The organism is Rossellomorea arthrocnemi (assembly GCF_904424705.1).
Taxonomy (GTDB): domain Bacteria; phylum Bacillota; class Bacilli; order Bacillales; family Bacillaceae_B; genus Rossellomorea; species Rossellomorea arthrocnemi.
Map to the genome: position 1 here is coordinate 1 of NZ_CAJGBF010000046.1, position 2233 is coordinate 2233.

The 2233-nt window shown below is 53.0% G+C and carries 1 rRNA gene; it reads left to right on the forward strand.

Going from position 1 to position 2233, the window contains the following annotated elements:
• Positions 1–2233 (forward strand): 23S ribosomal RNA (locus BAA9072_RS23835); the annotation flags it as partial.

The following is a 2233-nucleotide window of genomic DNA, read 5'->3' on the forward strand; positions in this document are numbered from 1 at the left end:
AGTATGTGGTCGTAGACCCGAAACCAGGTGATCTACCCATGTCCAGGATGAAGTTCAGGTAACACTGAATGGAGGTCCGAACCCACGCACGTTGAAAAGTGCGGGGATGAGGTGTGGGTAGCGGAGAAATTCCAATCGAACTTGGAGATAGCTGGTTCTCTCCGAAATAGCTTTAGGGCTAGCCTCATGTGTAAGAGTCTTGGAGGTAGAGCACTGTTTGGACTAGGGGCCCTCATCGGGTTACCGAATTCAGACAAACTCCGAATGCCAAAGACTTATCCATGGGAGTCAGACTGCGAGTGATAAGATCCGTAGTCGAAAGGGAAACAGCCCAGACCACCAGCTAAGGTCCCAAAGTATACGTTAAGTGGAAAAGGATGTGGAGTTGCTTAGACAACCAGGATGTTGGCTTAGAAGCAGCCACCATTTAAAGAGTGCGTAATAGCTCACTGGTCGAGTGACTCTGCGCCGAAAATGTACCGGGGCTAAACGTATCACCGAAGCTGTGGATTGACACCTCTAGGTGTCAGTGGTAGGAGAGCGTTCTAAGGACTGCGAAGCTAGACCGTAAGGACTGGTGGAGTGCTTAGAAGTGAGAATGCCGGTATGAGTAGCGAAAGATGGGTGAGAATCCCATCCACCGAATGCCTAAGGTTTCCTGAGGAAGGCTCGTCCGCTCAGGGTTAGTCGGGACCTAAGTCGAGGCCGATAGGCGTAGACGATGGACAACAGGTTGATATTCCTGTACCACCTCTTTTCCGTTTGAGCAATGGGGGGACGCAGGAGGATAGGGTAAGCGCACTGCTGGATATGTGCGTCTAAGCAGTTAGGCTGATGATGAGGCAAATCCCATCATCGTGAAGGCTGAGCTGTGACAGCGAGCGAATTATAGTAGCGAAGTTCCTGATTCCACACTGCCAAGAAAAGCCTCTAGCGAGGAAAAAGGTGCCCGTACCGCAAACCGACACAGGTAGGCGAGGAGAGAATCCTAAGGTGAGCGAGAGAACTCTCGTTAAGGAACTCGGCAAAATGACCCCGTAACTTCGGGAGAAGGGGTGCTCTGGTAGGGTGCAAGCCCGAGAGAGCCGCAGTGAATAGGCCCAGGCGACTGTTTAGCAAAAACACAGGTCTCTGCGAAGCCGTAAGGCGAAGTATAGGGGCTGACGCCTGCCCGGTGCTGGAAGGTTAAGAGGAGTGCTTAGCGTAAGCGAAGGTGCGAATCGAAGCCCCAGTAAACGGCGGCCGTAACTATAACGGTCCTAAGGTAGCGAAATTCCTTGTCGGGTAAGTTCCGACCCGCACGAAAGGCGTAACGATCTGGGCACTGTCTCAACGAGAGACTCGGTGAAATTATAGTACCTGTGAAGATGCAGGTTACCCGCGACAGGACGGAAAGACCCCGTGGAGCTTTACTGTAGCCTGATATTGAATTTTGGTACAGCTTGTACAGGATAGGTAGGAGCCTTGGAAACCGGAGCGCCAGCTTCGGTGGAGGCATCGGTGGGATACTACCCTGGCTGTATTGAAATTCTAACCCGCGCCCCTTATCGGGGTGGGAGACAGTGTCAGGTGGGCAGTTTGACTGGGGCGGTCGCCTCCTAAAGAGTAACGGAGGCGCCCAAAGGTTCCCTCAGAATGGTTGGAAATCATTCGCAGAGTGTAAAGGCACAAGGGAGCTTGACTGCGAGACCTACAAGTCGAGCAGGGACGAAAGTCGGGCTTAGTGATCCGGTGGTTCCGCATGGAAGGGCCATCGCTCAACGGATAAAAGCTACCCCGGGGATAACAGGCTTATCTCCCCCAAGAGTCCACATCGACGGGGAGGTTTGGCACCTCGATGTCGGCTCATCGCATCCTGGGGCTGTAGTCGGTCCCAAGGGTTGGGCTGTTCGCCCATTAAAGCGGTACGCGAGCTGGGTTCAGAACGTCGTGAGACAGTTCGGTCCCTATCCGTCGTGGGCGCAGGAAATTTGAGAGGAGCTGTCCTTAGTACGAGAGGACCGGGATGGACGCACCGCTGGTGTACCAGTTGTCTTGCCAAAGGCATCGCTGGGTAGCTATGTGCGGAAGGGATAAGTGCTGAAAGCATCTAAGCATGAAGCCCCCCTCGAGATGAGATTTCCCATCACGTAAGTGAGTAAGATCCCTAGAAGATGACTAGGTAGATAGGTCAGAGATGGAAGCATGGCGACATGTGGAGTTGACTGATACTAATCGATCGAGGACTTAACCA